Genomic DNA, 17,356 nt, shown 5'->3' on the forward strand with positions numbered 1-17,356 from the left:
TGTGCCATACGCCCTTTCCATATCCAGATTTGGAGATTTTCCGATTTGAGCACGCAGCTTGCAATCGAACTTGTTGGCATCGATAAAAAATTCGGCGCCGTTCACGCCAATAAAAACATCAATCTTGCGGTTGCCAAAGGATCCATCCACGGCATCATTGGTGAGAATGGTGCTGGCAAATCCACACTCATGTCGATCCTCTATGGATTTTATCAGGCCGATTCCGGTGAGATAAAAATGAATGGAGCGCCGGTGTCCATCAAGGACAGCCAGGCTGCGATCAGTGCTGGAATTGGCATGGTGCACCAGCACTTCATGCTGGTTGAAAATTTTACCGTGCTTGAGAACGTCATTCTGGGAGCGGAAAGCGGACCCCTGCTGAAGCAAGGCGTTAACGCAGCCCGCACGGAACTGAAACGTCTTGAGGCAGATTACGGTCTTGAAGTTGACCCCGATGCAGTAATCGAAGAACTGCCGGTGGGCCTTCAACAGCGTGTTGAAATCCTCAAAGCCATGTATCGTGGCGCTGAAATCCTCATTCTCGATGAGCCTACCGGCGTGCTGACTCCGGCCGAGGCCGACCATCTCTTCAAGATTCTCGGCGTGCTGCGCGATCAGGGCAAAACCGTAATTCTCATCACCCATAAGCTGCGCGAAATCATGGCCATTACCGACACGGTATCCGTGATGCGTCGGGGCGAAATGGTCGCGACCCGCAAAACCGCTGAAACCTCGGTCGAGGAATTGGCTGAACTGATGGTTGGCCGCCGCGTTCTTCTGCGTGTAGAAAAAGGCGAGGCATCTCCTGCTCAAACACTGATGTCGGTCCGCAACCTGACGGTCAAGGACAGCCGCGGCGTCGATATGGTCAAGAACGTATCCTTCGACGTTCGTGCTGGCGAAATTGTCGGCATTGCCGGCGTTGCTGGCAACGGCCAATCGGAATTGCTAGAAGCAATCGCCGGCATTCGCAAACCGCATTCGGGAGAAATCCTGTTTGATGGCAAGACGATCGACAAGGCCGATCCGGCATTGCTTCGTGATCTTGGCCTTGCCCATATTCCAGAAGACCGCCACCACATGGGTCTGGTGTTGAAGTTCGAGGAATATGAAAACTCCATCCTCGGTTACCACCGCGATGAGCGGTACGGCAAAGGCCCGTTCCTTAATCCCGAAGCCATGCGCAAGGATGCCGAAGAGAAGATCGAGAGATACGATATTCGCCCGCCGAATGCCCATCTGAAAACCGCGAATTTTTCCGGGGGCAACCAGCAGAAAATCGTCGTTGCGCGCGAAATCGAGCGCGACCCGAAGATGTTGATTATCGGCCAGCCGACCCGCGGTGTTGATATTGGTGCGATCGAATTCATTCATCGTCGCATCATTGAAATGCGGGATGCCGGTAAGGCCATCCTTCTCGTTTCCGTGGAACTGGATGAAATACGCTCTCTCTCTGACCGGATCATCGTGATGTTCGATGGTCAGATCGTGGGAGAAAAAACGGCTGATGCCGAAGAACAGACACTTGGCCTGATGATGGCCGGCATCGCCGCATGAGGGCCTTATGAGCACTGCTTCCGTACCACTTCCGAATTGGATTTCTTACGGCCTCATGCCGTTGTTGAACATCATGACGGCTTTTCTGATCTCGGGCCTTGTTGTCTGGTCGATAGGTGAAGATCCGTTCGCCGCCCTTAATCTGCTGGTGCAGGGCGCACTGGGCCGTGGTGATGCCATCGGTTTTACGCTGTTTTACACCACCAGCTTCATCTTCACCGGTCTTGCCGTGGCCGTTGCCTTTCATGCCGGTCTTTTCAATATCGGTGCTGAAGGTCAGGCCTATGTTGGCGGTCTGGGTGCGGCCATCGTTGCCATGTCTCTCGACCACTATGTGCCGTGGTATGTAACGATGCCATTCGCCGTTATCGGCGCGGCATTGTTTGGTGCGGCCTGGGCGTTCATCCCGGCCTGGCTACAGGCCAAGCGCGGCAGCCACGTGGTTATTACCACCATCATGTTCAACTTCATCGGTGCAGCCTTGATGGTCTACCTGCTGGTGAATGTGTTTATTGTTCCGGGCAAGATGGCGCCGGAAACCCGCACATTCCTACCCGGTGGCCAACTGCCCAAGCTGGATTGGCTGATGGCGATTTTTGGCATGAAGCTTGGCCCGGCACCGTTTAACGTGTCGTTCCTGATTGCGCTGGTCATGTGTTTCCTTGTCTGGGTGCTGATTTGGCGCACCAAACTTGGCTATGAAATGCGCACGCTCGGTATCAGCCCTTCGGCAGCAGTCTATGCCGGCATCCCCTACGCACGTACGGTGATCATCGCCATGCTGATTTCCGGTGGACTGGCCGGCATGATGGCGCTGAACCCGGTCATGGGCGCCTCGGGACGTTTGCAGGTTGAGTTCGTGGGTGGGGCGGGCTTTGTCGGCATCGCCGTTTCCCTGATGGGGCGCAGCCATCCACTTGGCATTCTATTTGCCGCGCTGCTGTTTGGCATTCTCTACCAGGGCGGTGCCGACCTGTCGTTTGAAATGCCGAATATCACCCGCGAAATGATCGTTGTGATCCAGGGTCTGGTGATCCTGTTTGCCGGTGCACTTGAATATATGTACCGCCCCGCGCTGGTGCGCATCTACCAGCAATTTACGAAAGGGTGAGAAACCATGGATTTTTTCGATATCGTCGTCAGCATTCTTGGTTCGACCGTTCGTTTGACAATTCCGCTGCTGTTTACAGCGCTTGCCGGTCTGTTTTCTGAACGTGCCGGGGTGTTTGATATCGGCCTTGAAGGCAAGATGCTGGCTGCGGCCTTTGCATCGGCCTGTGTGGCCTATGTCACGGCCAACCCGTGGCTTGGTCTGTTTGCCGGTATTGCCGTTTCGATCCTGTTCTCGCTGACCCACGGTTTTGCCGTGATTACCAATCGTGGCAACCAGATCGTGTCCGGCGTCGCGCTGAACTTCATTGCAGCGGGTCTAACAGTGGTGCTGGGGCAGGCATGGTTCGGGCAGGGCGGTCGTACACCACAGCTGACTGGTGGTGGCCGTTTCACGCCCATTACCTTGCCGGGCGTTGATCTGGTCAGGGACATTCCCTTTATTGGGCCGCTCTATGCCAATGTTATTTCCGGCCACAATATCCTGACTTATCTCGCTTTCCTCGCCGTACCACTGTCGTGGTGGGTGCTTTACCGCACACGGTTTGGCCTGCGCCTTCGCGCAGTGGGTGAAAATCCCGGCGCCGTCGATACCGCAGGTATTTCCGTTACATGGATGCGGTATCGTGCGGTGATCGTTGCCGGCTTCCTGTGCGGCTTTTCGGGCGCCTACCTGGCAATTGCGCAGTCGGCTGCGTTCATTGCCAATATGTCGGCGGGTAAGGGTTACATCGCGCTTGCCGCCCTGATCTTTGCCAAATGGAAGCCTGTTCCTGTCATGTTTGCATGTCTGTTGTTCGGTTTCCTGGATGCGGTTGCCAACTTCATGCAGGGCAAATCCGTGCCGCTGATCGGTGAAGTACCGGTACAGATATTCCAGGCACTGCCGTATATTCTGACCTGCGTCCTGCTGGCCGGGTTTATTGGTGTCGCAAAACCGCCGAAGGCCGGTGGTGTTGCCTATTCGAAGGAACGCTGAACATGTCTCACGATCTTTTTGAAGCCGCGCGCGATGCCATGTCATTTGCCCATGCCCCCTATTCGAAGTTCCCTGTCGGCGCGGCTATCCGCGCCGAGGATGGGCAGATCTACAAGGGCGCCAACATCGAGAACCTGTCCTTCCCGCAGGGCTGGTGTGCTGAGCCTAGCGCCATCAGCGCCATGATCATGGGCGGAGCCAAACAGATCAAGGAAATCGCCGTGATTGCCGAAAAGCTGGCGCTCTGCCCGCCCTGTGGTGGCTGCCGTCAGAAGATTGCGGAATTCGCCAATGCGGATACCAAGGTCTATCTTTGCGATGAGACCGGCGTTCAGAAGGTCATGTCGATGGATGAACTTCTGCCTTTCAGCTTCAAGACCGAGCTGCCTTGATGTCACAAGCTATTTTCGATCTGCTGGTAGATCGTTTGCAAGGCATGATGCCGCGCGTCGCCATCGTGCTGGGCTCCGGCCTTGGTTCGCTCGTTGAAGAATTGACCGATGCGGTTCGGATCCCGTTTTCAGAACTGCCGGATTTTCCGGCGAGCGGCGTTTCCGGTCATGCCGGTGAGCTGGTTGCCGGTTACCTCGGTGGAGAACCGGTCATCATGCTGTCTGGCCGTGTGCATTATTATGAAAAAGGCGACGCCGCTGCCATGCGTGTTCCGATCGAGGCACTGGCCGGTCTTGGCGTGCAATCGCTGATTCTGACCAATTCGGCCGGGTCGCTGCGTGAAGATATGCCGCCCGGCTCGGTGATGCAGATCGTTGACCACATCAACTATTCTGGCATGAACCCGCTGATCGGCGAGGAAAGTGATCGGCGTTTCGTGGGCATGACCACCGCCTATGATGCGGAAATGGCCGTTGCGATGCGCAATGCTGCCATTCGCGCTGGTGTGCCCATGTTGAGCGGCGTTTACATGTGGTTTTCCGGTCCAAGCTTTGAAACACCTGCAGAAATCCGGATGGCGCGTATTCTCGGTGCAGATGCCGTTGGCATGTCCACCGTGCCGGAAGTTATCCTCGCCAGATTTTTTGGCATGCGCGTTGCCGCTGCATCGGTTATTACCAATTACGGTGCAGGCATGACAGGGGCTGAACTCAGCCACGAAGAAACCAAGGACATGGCACCGATCGGTGGAAAGCGCCTTGCTGCTATCGTGCGCGAAATGATTTCAGGAGGAGAATAACATGGAACTCCAGAGCTCTCGCGAAGCTGCGGCTCTCGCATTGTCACTGCTTGACCTCACCAACCTGAATGATGACTGCACGCCTGAACAGATTGCCGCACTGATCAATCGCGCACAGACCTCCTATGGCAACACGGCTGCGATTTGCATCTGGCCACGGTATGTTGCACAGGCGCGGGCTGCCTTCGGCTCAAACCACAACGTGAAAATCGCGACAGTTGTTAATTTTCCGTCGGGTGATCTCGACGTTGCAACAGTGGTCAGGGAAACCGAACGTGCGGTTGCCGATGGCGCCGACGAGATCGATCTGGTGATCCCCTACAAAAAACTGCTGGCCGGCGATGAGGCGGCCGTTTCGGAAATGGTCGCTGCAGTGCGCAAGGTCTGCCCGGCACCTGTTCTGCTGAAGGTCATTCTGGAAAGCGGGGAAATCAAGGATCGCGTTCTTATTCGCCGCGCGTCTGAAATTTCCATCGCCGAAGGTGCCGACTTCATCAAGACTTCCACCGGCAAGGTATCCACCAATGCCACGCTAGAGGCGGCAGACATCATGTTGCAGGCTATTCGCGACAGCAAACAGAAGGTCGGTTTCAAGCCATCGGGTGGAATTTCCAGCGTCGACGATGCAACGCTCTACCTGCGACTGGCTGAAACGATCATGCAGCCAAATTGGGCCATGCCATCCACCTTCCGTTTTGGTGCCTCCAGCCTGCTGGATGACATCTTGAACGTGCTGGGTGGCGGCACATCGGCCAAAGTTTCCAACGGATACTGATCTTGCTGCCACAAGAAATCATCCGCCGTAAACGTGATGGGGAAATTCTGGACGCTGCAGACATAGCAGCGTTCATCGATGGCTTGGCCAAAGAGCGAATTTCTGAAGGCCAGGCGGCCGCATTTGCCATGGCTGTCTATTTCAACGGCATGACCCGTGATGAAACCGTCGCCCTGACACTGGCCATGCGCGATAGCGGTGAAGTGTTGGACTGGAGCGATATCGGCCTGCCGATTGCCGATAAACACTCGACTGGTGGTGTCGGTGACAATGTCTCCTTGATGTTGGCTCCCATTGTTGCGGCCTGTGGTGTCGCCGTGCCGATGATTTCCGGGCGTGGTCTTGGCCATACCGGTGGTACGCTGGACAAGCTGGAATCGATACCGGGCTATAATATCGCCCCTGACGCTGCGCTGTTTCGTGATGTGTTGCGACAGGCAGGCTGCGCTATCATTGGCCAAACGGCCAATCTCGCGCCGGCAGACCGGCGGCTTTACGCCATCAGGGACATTACCGCGACCGTTGAATCTGTGCCACTGATTACGGCTTCTATCCTGTCCAAAAAACTGGCGGCTGGTCTGCAATCTCTCGTTCTTGATGTGAAGATCGGGAATGGCGCGTTCATGCAAAAAAAGCAGGATGCGGAAACACTGGCTCGTTCGCTGGTCGAGGTTGCCAATGGCGCCGGCGTCAACACATCCGCCTTGATCACCGACATGAACCAGCCGTTGGCCGATGCGGCCGGCAATACGCTGGAAATCATCAACTGCCTCGATTTTCTGGCGGGAAAGAAAGCGGGCACCCGGCTTGAGCGAGTGGTGATGGCCTTTGCTGCCGAAATGCTGTTGCAGGCCGGTGTGGCCTCCGGTGTAGCTGACGCCCATGATCAGGCCATGCATGCCCTGTCGTCCGGTCGGGCCTTGGAACATTTTGCGCGGATGGTCACCTTGCTTGGCGGGCCAGCTGATTTTGTCGAACGCTCTGGCGAATATCTTGTCGCAGCGCCTGTCGTTCATCCGGTTCTGGCGAACGACAGCGGTTGGCTCGCCGCCTGTGAAACCCGTGATATCGGCATGGCCGTGGTCGAACTCGGTGGTGGCCGTGTCGCGGCGACAGACGCGATCGACCATCGTGTTGGACTGTCCGCTATAAAGCCGCTGGGAAGCCGCGTTGAAGTCGGTGACGAGATTGCGCTGGTTCATGCCGCTAACCAAGATCAGGCACGCCATATGGCTGGGAAACTGGCCGGTCTTTATACGATCAGTGATGAAAAGCCGGAACCAACGACCGAAATCGTGGCACGCATTACCTGACCAGCTTCAGGGTGCCATTTTCAACCTTGAAAGATGACAGCTTGCGAAGGAATGTCATGCCGATAAGCGTTGTGCTGAGCGCCTCGTTTTTCATGACATAGGCTTCAACGTCGCGCACACGGATATTGCCGAGTTCCACCCGGTCCAGCTTGATATAGGCGGCCTTTGTACGACCGTTGGCCGTTGATACCGGATATTTGAAATCGAGGCTGTTGACGCCGTAACCCAAGCGCCGCGCTGTTGCTTCGTTGATGACGATTGCCGATGCGCCGGTGTCGATCAGCCCGTCGACCGCCTTGCCATTCAATTTGAGTGTCGCATTGAAATGGCCGCGCGCATCCTGTTTCAGCACCACCGAACCTGGTGTAATGGCAACCTCGCGAACGGGGGCCGATACAGTGGGTGTTTCCTGCGGCTTTTCAGTCAGCATCTTGACGATTGCCGGAACCTGCGTTGCGCTGGCTGAAAGACTGATCAGTAAAAAGACGCTGCGCATAAACATAGGGACAATCTCGTTTTAACCGGACAAGCTTTCGCAAGGTATCGTCGGGTAAATATAGTCCGTTATGTTTTGCTGGATGCAAATAAAACGGCCATTTGTCCTGACTTATAAGGACAAATGGCCGTTCTGGTTAAGAGACGATGAAGGCTCTATTATTTCGTGCCGTACATACGGTCGCCTGCGTCACCAAGACCAGGAACGATATAGCCCTGTTCATTGAGGTGGCGATCAATCGCGGCCGTGTAAATCGGAACATCCGGATGTGCTTCCTGGAAGTTCTTGATGCCTTCAGGGGCGGCCAGCAGGCAAAGGAAACGAATGTTCTTTGCACCACGTTCCTTCAGCTTTTCAACAGCTGCAATCGAGGAGTTGCCGGTGGCAAGCATCGGGTCAACAACGATGACCAGGCGGGCATCGAGGCTTTCCGGAGCCTTGAAGTAATATTCAACCGCTTCCAACGTGTCGTGGTCGCGGTAAACGCCAATATGCGAGACGCGGGCCGAAGGCACCAGCTCCAGCATGCCTTCCAGAAGGCCGTTGCCAGCGCGCAGAATGGACGCAAAAACAAGCTTCTTGCCTTCCAGAACCGGTGCTTCAATGGTTTCCATCGGCGTGTCGATGGTTTCCATCGTCATTTCGAGATCGCGTGTGACCTCATAGCAAAGCAGCGTTGAGATTTCCCTCAACAGGCGACGAAAGCCTGCCGTCGAGGTTTCTTTTTTGCGCATGATGGTGAGTTTATGCTGCACCAGCGGATGCTTGATGACTGTGACGCCGTTCATGGAGAAATGACCTTCCCTCTGTTTGTTATCTTGCTCTTCTATGTCACCGACCCTTGCTTTCGCAAGGGTTTCAGAAGGTTTTACCTTGTCATATGGCCTTTTACGCAGCACTCTCGTCCAGACGGGCAAGCAGTGCAGTGCGGGTGGCCTCGTCAACGAAGGCCGCCTCAAGCGATGTGCGGGTCAGTTGATCGATTTCCGGCTTGGAAAATCCGAAAACACCGGCGGCAAGGTCATATTCGCGCTGCAGCGAGGTATGGAAAAATGGCGGGTCATCCGAACTGATGCAGACACGCACACCGGCTTCCTTCAGGCGGCGCAGCGGGTGGCTTTCAAAATCCGGATAGATGTCCAAGGCAATGTTGGAGCCAGGGCAAACCTCAAGCACCGTGCCGGTTTCCACCAGTCGTTCGACCAGTGCCGCATCTTCGATCGAGCGAACACCGTGACCGATGCGCGATGGCTTGACCAGATCCAGCGCATCGCTGACGCTGAATGCGCCACACACTTCACCGGCATGGATCGTGAGGCCAAGACCAGCATCACGGGCGATGTCGAAGGCGCGGGCATAATCGGCGACGCGGCCCATGCGTTCTTCACCAGCCATGTTAAAGCCGGTGATCAACGGATGTTTGACGCGTGCGGCATATTCCGCAGCGGCAATAACCTTTTCCGGTCCGAAATGACGCTCACCTGTCACGATAATGCGCGCTTCGATGCCCGTCTTTTCCTTGGCCGCTTCAATACCAGCGACGACACCGGCAAGATACGCGTCAGCACCCAGACCGATACGGTCACCATGATCCGGCGAGATGATAAGCTCACTATAGATCGTGTCGACGGCCGCCAGTTCTGTAAGATAGGTCTCGGTCAGAAGGGCATAATCTTCCTCAGTGCGGAATACCGCGGCCACCGCATCGTAACAGCGAATGAACTCTGCAAAATCTGACCAGACATAAGCGCCGTCCCGCAGGAAGGGACTGCTGTCGATACCGTATTTTTCGGCCTGTTTTGCAACAAGGGCAGGCGGGGCTGCACCTTCAAGGTGGCAATGAATTTCTGCTTTTAATAGTTTCGTCGTCACATAAAGCTCCTGCCGTATTTTCCCGGCTCTATTCCCAGATGTGCAGCAACGCTTTCGCCAATGTCGGCAAAGGTGCTGCGAATTCCTATGCTGCGTGAACGGATGCCCGGACCAAACACCATGATCGGCACTCGCTCGCGTGTGTGGTCGGTTCCGCGCCATGTCGGATCACAGCCGTGATCGGCGGTGATGACAGCAATATCACCGGGCCGCATCTTGCGATGTATTTCTGGTAACTGGAGATCGAAAGCTTCCAGAGCTGCCGCATATCCGGCAACATCCCGCCGGTGGCCGTACAGCATGTCAAAATCAACGAAGTTGGTAAAAACGAGATCACCGTCTTCGGCTTCATCGATTGTCTTGAGTGTGGCTTGCATCAACGCCTCGTTGCCATTGGCCTTGATGACGCGGCTGACGCCCTGATGGGCATAGATGTCGCCGATCTTGCCAATGGCATGTACGTTGCGACCTGCCGCAACCAGCCGGTCAAGCAGGGTTGGCTCTGGTGGTAGAACGGAAAAATCTCGCCGGTTGCCGGTCCGCTGGAAGGTCGCTGCGGTTTCGCCCACAAAGGGTCGTGCAATGACGCGCCCGATATTGAGCGGATCCAGCAAAACGCGGACCGCCTTGCAAAGCTCGATTAGGCGCTCGAGGCCGAAATATCGCTCGTGTGCTGCGATCTGAAAAACCGAGTCCGACGAAGTGTAGCAGATTGGTTTGCCGGTCTTGATATGTTCGGCACCCAGTTTGGCAATTACATCCGTACCGGAGGCATGGCAGTTGCCGAGAATACCGGGAATGTTGCCGTTGCGACAGATCGCTTCGACCAGTTCCGGGGAAAATGCATCACCTTCGCCAGGGAAATATCCCCAGTCGAACGAAACCGGTGTGCCGGCGATTTCCCAGTGACCGGATGGGGTATCCTTACCATTGGAGACTTCACTGGCGCTGCCGTAAAGGCCAAAAATTCGTGAGGGAATGCGCATTCCCAAAGGAAACTCACCGGTCGCCTGGCGGGATATGTGCACGAGGCCAAGCGATGACATGTTGGGCAAATCGAGCGGACCGGAACGCAAACCGGGTCGGTCAGCGGCACCGGCCGCACAAAATTCGGCAATATGACCCAGAGTGTTTGAGCCATCATCGCCGTATCGTATCGCATCGACAGCTCCGCCAACGCCGAAGGAATCGAGAACGAGTAGAAATGCGCGTGCCATCAACCACCTGAATTATGCACCGGCGTGTCAGCCAGCACGTGTCCTAAACAATGCCTGCAGGCGAGAAGTTGAGGCCTCTGCAACTGCGTTTAAAATATAATCCCTCATATAAACACGAGAAACCGAACTGCGAAGCGATTTTCGTAATTTGCAACATAGCTTGGGTATCCGGATTTATCTGCCCATATTTTTGGTGGGCTTTTGCAGGCTTTGATCATTCAAAACTTGCCATTGGCCCATCTTCGTCCTAGCTCATGCACATGACATCGAAGGTTTTTCTCTCGCAGTTGAAGTTGGCGGATTTCAGAAATTACGCTCATGCTGCCCTGGATATGGACGACCGCCATGTGGTGCTCACTGGCAATAATGGATCCGGCAAGACCAACTTGCTGGAGGCCGTGTCGTTCCTGTCGCCGGGAAGGGGAATAAGACGTGCGACCCTGCCGGAAGTCACCAGAGTGGGTGCCGAAGACAATGGCTTTTCAATTTTTGCCCATGCTGAAGGCATGGAAGGCGACGTTGCCATTGGCACCGGCATTGAAAATACCGGAGATACGGTTACCCGCCGCCTGCGCCTGAATGGCACCAGTGTTAAATCCGTAGATGAATTGACCGATCACCTGCGTGTTCTGTGGCTGACGCCGGCTATGGACGGCCTGTTCAGCGGCCCGTCGGCAGACCGTCGTCGGTTTCTCGATAGGCTGGTGTTGTCTATTGATCCATCACATGGCCGCCGGGCAGGCGACTTTGAAAAAGCCATGCGCAGCCGCAACCGCTTGCTGTCCGATGGCCGGTTTGACCCGGTGTGGCTGGATGGTATCGAAACGCAGATGGCGGCTCTCGGCATTGCCATGGCATCGGCGCGTCAGGAAATTCTCGGTCTTCTCACCGCACTGATTGCCGACCGGGCAGAGAGTGCCGCTTTCCCGACGGCAAGCTTGCAGCTGTCCGGTTTCATGGATGACGATCCATTGCGCCCAGCCGTCGAGCAGGAGGACATGTACCTCGCCATGTTGCGCGACAGCCGACACAGAGATTCTGCCGCCGGACGCACGTTGGATGGCCCGCACCGTGTCGATCTGTTCGTGCGCCACCGTGAAAAGGATATGGACGCAGGACGGTGTTCAACCGGCGAACAGAAAGCTCTTTTGGTGGGGCTGGTGCTGGCACATGCACAATTGACTGCAAACATGACCGGTTACGCGCCTGTCCTGCTGTTGGATGAAATTGCTGCCCATCTCGATGAGGGTCGACGCGCCACGCTGTTTGATCTCATCCATGTGCTTGGTGGTCAGAGCTTCATGACCGGGACCGATGTTTCGATGTTTGAAGCGCTGGGTTCCCGTGCCCAGTTCTTCAATGTTTCCAATGGACGGATCTCATCCTAATATCGGGCAGGTTATGCGGGGATAAGCGTGATGGACGTGCTGACTGACGAAGAGATCGAACGCTACAAACGGCACATATTGCTGCCGGAGATTGGTGGTGTCGGCCAACAGCGGCTCAAGCGCGCCAAAGTACTGGTAATCGGTGCCGGCGGTCTGGGCGCGCCGATCTTGCTTTATCTCGCCGCGGCCGGTGTCGGAACACTAGGCCTGATTGACGATGACACGGTGTCGCTTTCCAATCTCCAGCGGCAGGTCATCTATGACAGCGGTACGATCGGAGAAATGAAAACTGCCAGCGCCGTTGATGCGATATCTAGGCTTAACCCGAATGTCCGCACCGTGGTGTTTGAAGAGCGGTATTCACGCGTATGGGCGGATCAGCATTTGTCGCGCTTTGACTTGATCGTTGATGGGTCGGATAATTTCGATACGCGCTATGCCGCGGCGGACAGTGCCGAACAAGCAAAAATTCCCCTGGTCACTGGCGCTGTCGGACGGTTCGATGGCTCTGTCACTGTGCTGAAGCCCTATGAGACCGGCCCCGATGGTGTCATTTATCCAGGCTACCGCGACCTGTTTCCCGAACCGCCGCCATCAGGACTTGTTCCATCTTGTGCAGAAACCGGCATTGTCGGCGCCCTGACAGGGGTCATCGGCACCATCATGTCCATGGAAGCTATCAAGCTCATAACGCAAACCGGAGAGCCGCTTGTCGGGCGGTTGTTGTTATACGATGCCTTGTCAGCGCGTTTTGAAACCGTGCGCTACAAGAGACGACGCAAAAAAGAGGCGTGATGTGATTGATATCAGCAAGGTCGATGACGGTTTTGGCCGTTGGGATGAACTGTTGAAACTGATCTGCGAAGCATTTGCCTATATGGATGGCGTCATCGACCCACCGTCGTCCGCCCATGCCTTGACGCTTGAAAACCTGCGTCAGAAGGCCAATGACGAAGTCTGTTTTGTCGCCTGTGATGAGAACGGAACACTGCTGGGCTGTATTTTCTGCAAGGCGGAACCTGCAACCCTCTACATCGGCAAGTTGGCTGTTAGCCCGTTGGCGCAGGGCAAGGGCATCGGCGCTGCCTTGTGTGCGGTGGCAGAACAAACGGCACAACAACTTGGCCTGAAAGCGCTACGGCTGCAAACGCGTATCGAACTGGTCGGCAATCATGGGACGTTCGGCCGCTGGGGTTTTGTAAAGACTGCAGAGCGTTCGCATGCAGGTTATCAGCGCATAACCTACATCGAAATGCAAAAACCGCTTTTCTGAAGAGTCTTCAGTTTTTGCCCGGAAGAACCCGGTTCGGTGGGCGGTGGCCATCAAAATAGGTGCGGATGTTGATGATGACCTTGTCACCCATATCCATGCGACCTTCGATTGTGGCAGATCCCATATGCGGCAACAGCACGACCTTGCCCTCACGTGCCAGCTTGATCAGTTTGGGATTAACCGCCGGCTCATTTTCATAAACATCAAGCCCGGCACCGGCGATCTTGCCATCGCGCAGGCACTGGATCATCGCTGCCTCATCAATGATGTCGCCGCGTGCGGTATTAACGATGTAGCTGGTCGGCTGCATCAGCGCCAAACGCCGGGCAGAGATCAGATGGTAGGTTGCAGGCGTTGACGGGCAGTTGATCGAAACAATGTCGACACGCGCCAGCATCTGGTCGAGGCTGTCCCAGTAGGTTGCCTCAAGCTCTGCTTCCGTGGCGGGGTTTACCCGGTGGCGGTTGTGATAATGGATGGAAAGGCCGAACGCCTTGGCGCGGCGCGCAACGGCTGTGCCAATGCGCCCCATGCCGACAATCCCGATACGTTTTCCGGAAATACGGCGCCCAAGCATCCAAGTTGGCGACCAGCCGCCCCATTCATCGGCATTGTTGGCCAGAACCCGTGTGCCCTCGACCAGTCGGCGCGGCACGGCCAGCACCAACGCCATGGTCATGTCGGCACTGTCTTCGGTCAGTACATTGGGTGTGTTAGTGACGGTGATGCCCTTTTGCGCGGCAGCGTCGACATCAATGTGGTCGATGCCGTTTGAAAAGCTGGCGATCAGTTTCAGTTGTGGACCGGCTTTTTCGATCATCGCAGCGGTGATGCGGTCGGTCACGGTCGGCACCAGAACATCGGCCGTTTGCATGGCGGCAACCAGCTCTGATTCGCTGCGCTGGGCGTCGTCTATGTTCAATTCTGCATCGAAGAGTTCCCGCATACGCGTTTCAACCATGTCCGGCAGCTTCCGGGTGAGGTAAACGGAGGGTCTCTTCTTGTTGCTCATGATGTGTCCGATGCCTTGTTCAGAGGTCGTTAACCAGAAAGAGCGATAATTTCTTTCATTCACGCGTTTCTACCAGACCGTTCGAGGAAGACAACAGAACTCGTCAGGACAAGTCCGACCGAGTTCCGGTTTCGATGGCCTTAATCGCCGATCTGGAGATGAGCGTATTCTAGAGATCAAAAACCGGGTTTCCTTTGATGGCAAGGGCTCCGGTTAAGAAAACGGAGGCATGCATGCGTAGATCTGCATTTGTTTTTTGCATGGCTTTATCTTTGGCGCTTGTCGGCGATCTGGGGCAGATTGCCCACGCGCAAGGTGCAGCCAAGGGAGCCAGCGGTTTGCCGCTTCCCCGTTTTGTCAGCCTGAAATCGAAGCGCGTTAACATGCGAATCGGCCCAAGCACCGATTATGCGGTGTCATGGATGTACCTAAAGGCAGGTATGCCGGTTGAAATCGTGCAGGAATACGAAAACTGGCGCCGTATCCGCGATGCGGATGGTACCGAAGGCTGGGTGAACCAGGCTCTTTTGTCGGGAGAGCGCACAGCCGTTGCCGCTCCATGGATGCGCGGCAAGGGTGAAAGCATTTACGTGAACATGCGCCGTGAGCCGCAGTCATCTGCGTCTGTCATCGCCAAGCTCGAGCCCGGCGTGATGATCAGAATCGGTGAGTGCAATGGCGACTGGTGTCGCGCCGAAGCCGGCCAGGCAAATGGTTGGGTGCCCCAGGGGGAAATCTGGGGCGCTTACCCGGGTGAGGCCTTTAAATAAGACCGGCTTTGCTGCCTGCTGTTTTCAACGAGCTCATTGGCCTTGGGCCGATTTGCTGGATAACAGCAGCGGCTGCAAGGCAGCCCAGCTTGCCGCAATCTTCCAGCGAACGTTCCGTGGTGTAACCAAACAGGAAGCCTGATGCGAACAGGTCGCCAGCGCCTGTGGTGTCCACGACATCGTGAACGGCATAGGCATCAACCTTGACGCGCTCTGTACCCCGTACGATCACGGCACCTTCTTCGCTCATCGTCACGGCCGCGATCTTGCAATCTGCCGCGATCTTGGACAGTGCCAGCTCGAAGTCGTCGGTTTCGTACAGCGAAAGCGCTTCCTGCTTGTTGGCGAAAACAATATCCACCGTGCCGGAGCGCATCAGGTCGAGAAACTCTTCCCGATAACGGCCAACGCAGAAACTGTCGGACAGCGTCATCGAAACTTCGCGACCGTTTTCATGGGCAATACGCGCGCATTCACGGATTGCATCCTTGGCGCGTGGCGGGTCCCACAGATAACCTTCGAAATAGGTCACCTTGGATTCGGCAACGACCTCGGCCTCGACATCCTCAGGACCCAGCTCAACGCAGGCGCCGAGATAGGTGTTCATCGAACGCTCGCCGTCTTCGGTCACGAAGATCATGGAACGGGCGGTTGGCGGGAAGGTGCCTTCCGGCTTGGTTTCGAAATAGACGCCCTGCGCACGAATATCGTGCTGGAAAATTTCACCGAGCTGATCTTCCGCGACCTTGCCGAAATAGGCGGCCTTGCCACCGAAATTGGCAACGCCCGCGGCGGTGTTGCCGGCACTGCCACCGGAGGCTTCCAGAGCCGGGCCCATCAGCGAATACAGAAGTTCGGCACGTTCGGCATCGATGAGGTTCATCGCACCTTTGGTAATGCCGTTTTCATTGAGAAATTTGTCGTCGCAACGTGAAATAATATCAACGATAGCGTTGCCGACGGTCAGAACGTCATATTTTGCCATATATCCAGTCCGGAGAGAGTTCATCCGGGATTCCGTCATACCGATTTCTGCCCGCATGGAAAGGAAAAACCGCGCAGCGCCGGTTGTTTGAGGGATTAAAAACTTACCCCTTCGTCATGGCGCTGTCATCTGGTGTGGCTATACGGGGATCAGCCAATTCATAGTTCTCGGTTTTAGAGAACGGTGTAAGGAAAACATGATTGTTCTCCGGCTTTTCGGCGAAACCGCACCACGGATGTACTGGTGCAGGCATTTGCCGTGATGATGAAGCGGGGATTGATCCCCGCTTTTTTCATTTCTGCGCGTGAGTGACTGTTCGGCTAATTGCCGCGCAAGAATTGTCCCCCCATGGGATTTGCGTTACAGCTGGATTCTCCCGCCTCATATTCGCGAAAGCTCCCTCCCAATGTCCGCGATAGCACTGAATGTTGCCCCTATTTTTATTCTCATCCTCACCGGATGGCTGATTGTAAAAGTAGGTTGGTTCAAGGTCGATGTCGGTGATGTCCTGGGGGATTTCGTTTTCAAGATTGCCGTGCCGACCCTGATTATCCGCACGTTGGTGGAGGCTGATTTCCACGGAGCTTCGCCGTTCAAACTCTGGATTGCCTATTTCAGCGGTGTCGCCGTGACCTGGGCCGTTGGCCATATCGTGGCGAAATATGTTTTCAAACAGGATCTGCGCATTGCCGTTATTGCCGGTATTTCGTCATCCTTTGCCAACAATATCTTCATCGGTTTGCCGCTGGTCGGTCGTTCGGTTGGTGACGAGGGTCTTGTTGCTCTGTCCATTCTTCTTGCCATCCATCTGCCGGTCATGATGATTGCCGGCACCATTCTGATGGAAAATGCTACCCATAAAGCCATCGGTGGTGAAAAGCGCTCTACCGGCGCAATCCTCAAGCAGATTGGCCGCAATCTCATTTCCAATCCGCTGATCATTGGTCTGATCATCGGCATGTCAGTGCATGCTATCGATGTGCCGGTACCTGTGGTTTTGAAATCGGTAATTGACCAGATTGCCAGCATGGCCGGGCCGGCAGCACTTATTTCTCTTGGCATGGCACTCAACAAATACAGCATTCGCGGCAATGTACGCATCGCTGCCACCATGACAACATTCAAGCTTTTCCTGTTGCCGGGCTGTGTGTGGATTGCCGGGCATCTGTTGGGCCTCAGCCCGCAATGGACAGCTGCACTGGTACTGACGGCATCTGTGCCGACCGGCATCAATGCATGGCTGCTCGCCAACCGCTTTGGCACCGGCCATAGCCTCGCAGCATCCACCATCAGCATATCAACGCTGCTGGGTGTTCTCTCGGTTTCGCTGTGGGCATGGCTGCTGGGCTGACAACAGACCGAAGTTGCAATTACCCATTAAAAAAGCCACCGGCACTGGCGTGACGGTGGCTTTTTT

Annotated in this window: 18 protein-coding genes; 12 read left to right on the plus strand and 6 right to left on the minus strand. The window is 55.5% G+C overall.

The window, feature by feature from the left end; genetic code table 11:
- Nucleotides 1-45 precede the first annotated feature (45 nt).
- From HGO37_RS12285 to deoA, 7 genes are read left to right on the plus strand one after another with little or no spacing between them, the layout of a single operon-like run.
- On the plus strand, nucleotides 46-1,557 hold the full coding sequence (locus HGO37_RS12285; RefSeq protein WP_250983533.1) for an ABC transporter ATP-binding protein: 1,512 nt from the start codon (nucleotides 46-48) through the stop codon (nucleotides 1,555-1,557).
- A gap of 7 nt (nucleotides 1,558-1,564) precedes the next feature.
- Nucleotides 1,565-2,668 carry an ABC transporter permease gene (locus tag HGO37_RS12290; RefSeq protein ID WP_250983534.1) on the plus strand — a complete coding sequence of 368 codons (1,104 nt, stop codon included), beginning with the start codon at nucleotides 1,565-1,567 and terminating at the stop codon, nucleotides 2,666-2,668.
- 6 nt (nucleotides 2,669-2,674) lie between these two features.
- Entirely contained in the window at nucleotides 2,675-3,646 is a 972-nt protein-coding gene (locus HGO37_RS12295; RefSeq protein ID WP_250983535.1) for an ABC transporter permease, read from the plus strand.
- 2 nt (nucleotides 3,647-3,648) lie between these two features.
- Complete coding sequence (locus HGO37_RS12300) at nucleotides 3,649-4,038, plus strand: cytidine deaminase (protein ID WP_250983536.1); 390 nt, start codon at nucleotides 3,649-3,651, stop codon at nucleotides 4,036-4,038.
- Nucleotides 4,038-4,838, plus strand: a complete 801-nt coding sequence (locus HGO37_RS12305; protein WP_192486953.1) for a purine-nucleoside phosphorylase — start codon at nucleotides 4,038-4,040, stop codon at nucleotides 4,836-4,838. Before HGO37_RS12300 ends, HGO37_RS12305 begins: the two co-directional genes overlap by 1 nt.
- Before the next feature lies 1 nt (nucleotide 4,839).
- The gene (gene deoC, locus HGO37_RS12310) at nucleotides 4,840-5,613 is read left to right on the plus strand and encodes a deoxyribose-phosphate aldolase (RefSeq protein WP_250983537.1); all 774 of its coding nucleotides are present in this window, start codon (nucleotides 4,840-4,842) and stop codon (nucleotides 5,611-5,613) included.
- Complete coding sequence (gene deoA / locus HGO37_RS12315; RefSeq protein ID WP_250983708.1) at nucleotides 5,610-6,926, plus strand: thymidine phosphorylase; 1,317 nt, start codon at nucleotides 5,610-5,612, stop codon at nucleotides 6,924-6,926. The genes deoC and deoA overlap by 4 nt, the downstream gene beginning before the upstream one ends.
- Here the strand turns inward: deoA and HGO37_RS12320 are convergent.
- From HGO37_RS12320 to HGO37_RS12335, 4 genes are all read right to left on the minus strand, one after another.
- On the minus strand, nucleotides 6,919-7,428 hold the full coding sequence (locus HGO37_RS12320; protein ID WP_250983538.1) for a TIGR02281 family clan AA aspartic protease: 510 nt from the start codon (nucleotides 7,426-7,428) through the stop codon (nucleotides 6,919-6,921). The genes deoA and HGO37_RS12320 overlap by 8 nt on opposite strands.
- Nucleotides 7,429-7,580: 152 nt before the next feature.
- Complete coding sequence (gene upp, locus HGO37_RS12325) at nucleotides 7,581-8,210, minus strand: uracil phosphoribosyltransferase (RefSeq protein WP_192486956.1); 630 nt, start codon at nucleotides 8,208-8,210, stop codon at nucleotides 7,581-7,583.
- 100 nt (nucleotides 8,211-8,310) lie between these two features.
- Nucleotides 8,311-9,294 carry an adenosine deaminase gene (locus HGO37_RS12330; protein ID WP_250983539.1) on the minus strand — a complete coding sequence of 328 codons (984 nt, stop codon included), beginning with the start codon at nucleotides 9,292-9,294 and terminating at the stop codon, nucleotides 8,311-8,313.
- Nucleotides 9,291-10,511, minus strand: coding sequence for a phosphopentomutase (locus HGO37_RS12335; protein ID WP_250983540.1), 1,221 nt, complete (start codon nucleotides 10,509-10,511; stop codon nucleotides 9,291-9,293). Before HGO37_RS12335 ends, HGO37_RS12330 begins: the two co-directional genes overlap by 4 nt.
- Before the next feature lie 260 nt (nucleotides 10,512-10,771).
- On the opposite strand from HGO37_RS12335, the gene recF reads away from it, so the two are divergent.
- From recF to HGO37_RS12350, 3 genes are read left to right on the plus strand one after another with little or no spacing between them, the layout of a single operon-like run.
- Complete coding sequence (recF, locus tag HGO37_RS12340; RefSeq protein ID WP_250983541.1) at nucleotides 10,772-11,899, plus strand: DNA replication/repair protein RecF; 1,128 nt, start codon at nucleotides 10,772-10,774, stop codon at nucleotides 11,897-11,899.
- A 30-nt stretch (nucleotides 11,900-11,929) separates the two neighbouring features.
- Nucleotides 11,930-12,694 carry a molybdopterin-synthase adenylyltransferase MoeB gene (locus HGO37_RS12345; protein WP_250983542.1) on the plus strand — a complete coding sequence of 255 codons (765 nt, stop codon included), beginning with the start codon at nucleotides 11,930-11,932 and terminating at the stop codon, nucleotides 12,692-12,694.
- A 4-nt stretch (nucleotides 12,695-12,698) separates the two neighbouring features.
- Complete coding sequence (locus HGO37_RS12350; RefSeq protein WP_250983709.1) at nucleotides 12,699-13,172, plus strand: GNAT family N-acetyltransferase; 474 nt, start codon at nucleotides 12,699-12,701, stop codon at nucleotides 13,170-13,172.
- Nucleotides 13,173-13,179: 7 nt separating this feature from the next.
- On the opposite strand, the gene HGO37_RS12355 is transcribed toward HGO37_RS12350, so the two are convergent.
- A complete protein-coding gene (locus HGO37_RS12355) occupies nucleotides 13,180-14,184 on the minus strand; it encodes a 2-hydroxyacid dehydrogenase (protein ID WP_192486961.1) in 1,005 nt (334 codons plus the stop codon).
- A 233-nt stretch (nucleotides 14,185-14,417) separates the two neighbouring features.
- Between HGO37_RS12355 and HGO37_RS12360 the strand changes: the two genes are divergently transcribed.
- A complete protein-coding gene (locus HGO37_RS12360; RefSeq protein ID WP_250983543.1) occupies nucleotides 14,418-14,954 on the plus strand; it encodes an SH3 domain-containing protein in 537 nt (178 codons plus the stop codon).
- On the opposite strand, the gene HGO37_RS12365 is transcribed toward HGO37_RS12360, so the two are convergent.
- Nucleotides 14,947-15,939: an adenosine kinase gene (locus HGO37_RS12365; protein ID WP_250983544.1), complete on the minus strand. Its 993-nt coding sequence runs from the start codon at nucleotides 15,937-15,939 to the stop codon at nucleotides 14,947-14,949. The genes HGO37_RS12360 and HGO37_RS12365 overlap by 8 nt on opposite strands.
- Before the next feature lie 406 nt (nucleotides 15,940-16,345).
- Here HGO37_RS12365 and HGO37_RS12370 point away from each other — a divergent pair, with 406 nt between their 5' ends.
- Nucleotides 16,346-17,290: an AEC family transporter gene (locus HGO37_RS12370; RefSeq protein ID WP_250983545.1), complete on the plus strand. Its 945-nt coding sequence runs from the start codon at nucleotides 16,346-16,348 to the stop codon at nucleotides 17,288-17,290.
- Nucleotides 17,291-17,356 lie beyond the last annotated feature (66 nt).

The sequence above is a fragment of the Rhizobium sp. CG4 genome (genome assembly GCF_023701965.1).
In the GTDB taxonomy this organism is placed as follows: Bacteria; Pseudomonadota; Alphaproteobacteria; order Rhizobiales; family Rhizobiaceae; genus Agrobacterium.

Coding starts and splice junctions, on each gene's coding strand:
- HGO37_RS12355 (WP_192486961.1), bottom strand. CDS start 14,184: ATGAGCAACAAGAAGAGACCCTCCGTTTACCTCACCCGGAAGCTGCCG.
- recF (WP_250983541.1), top strand. CDS start 10,772: ATGACATCGAAGGTTTTTCTCTCGCAGTTGAAGTTGGCGGATTTCAGA.
- HGO37_RS12360 (WP_250983543.1), top strand. CDS start 14,418: ATGCGTAGATCTGCATTTGTTTTTTGCATGGCTTTATCTTTGGCGCTT.
- HGO37_RS12335 (WP_250983540.1), bottom strand. CDS start 10,511: ATGGCACGCGCATTTCTACTCGTTCTCGATTCCTTCGGCGTTGGCGGA.
- HGO37_RS12300 (WP_250983536.1), top strand. CDS start 3,649: ATGTCTCACGATCTTTTTGAAGCCGCGCGCGATGCCATGTCATTTGCC.
- HGO37_RS12370 (WP_250983545.1), top strand. CDS start 16,346: ATGTCCGCGATAGCACTGAATGTTGCCCCTATTTTTATTCTCATCCTC.
- HGO37_RS12295 (WP_250983535.1), top strand. CDS start 2,675: ATGGATTTTTTCGATATCGTCGTCAGCATTCTTGGTTCGACCGTTCGT.
- HGO37_RS12345 (WP_250983542.1), top strand. CDS start 11,930: ATGGACGTGCTGACTGACGAAGAGATCGAACGCTACAAACGGCACATA.
- HGO37_RS12305 (WP_192486953.1), top strand. CDS start 4,038: ATGTCACAAGCTATTTTCGATCTGCTGGTAGATCGTTTGCAAGGCATG.
- upp (WP_192486956.1), bottom strand. CDS start 8,210: ATGAACGGCGTCACAGTCATCAAGCATCCGCTGGTGCAGCATAAACTC.
- HGO37_RS12290 (WP_250983534.1), top strand. CDS start 1,565: ATGAGCACTGCTTCCGTACCACTTCCGAATTGGATTTCTTACGGCCTC.
- HGO37_RS12320 (WP_250983538.1), bottom strand. CDS start 7,428: ATGTTTATGCGCAGCGTCTTTTTACTGATCAGTCTTTCAGCCAGCGCA.
- HGO37_RS12365 (WP_250983544.1), bottom strand. CDS start 15,939: ATGGCAAAATATGACGTTCTGACCGTCGGCAACGCTATCGTTGATATT.
- deoC (WP_250983537.1), top strand. CDS start 4,840: ATGGAACTCCAGAGCTCTCGCGAAGCTGCGGCTCTCGCATTGTCACTG.